The 282-nt window shown below is 42.6% G+C and carries 1 protein-coding gene; it reads left to right on the top strand.

Annotated elements, in window-relative coordinates; translation table 11 throughout:
• Positions 1-127: 127 nt before the first annotated feature.
• Positions 128-282 (top strand): PAS domain-containing protein (locus KB213_RS13195; RefSeq protein ID WP_211683456.1); only part of this gene is annotated, 155 nt, incomplete at its 3' end.

Below are 282 nucleotides of genomic sequence, written 5' to 3' on the forward strand. Positions count from 1 at the left end.
GTATAAAAACTTTAAATACATAGAGTTAGATTAACCGCCCCAGACTAAACCGTTTGATGAAGACAAGTTGCAGCTTGCACCAGATTGGTGCACCATGGTGGTGCAACCCTATTTCTAGGAACGGTCGATGGATAAAGAGACACTGCTCAATCATTTAGTTACCGCTGTACTTGTCATCGATAAGGATCTTAAGCCTTGTTATGCCAACGCAGCAGCAGAGCAATTATTAGGTGTTGGCAGCCATAGACTCGTAGAACAAGCTTTGGCTGAGCATTATCAAAT

This window comes from Neokomagataea anthophila (genome assembly GCF_018122595.1).
Classification (GTDB): Bacteria; Pseudomonadota; Alphaproteobacteria; order Acetobacterales; family Acetobacteraceae; genus Gluconobacter; species Gluconobacter anthophilus.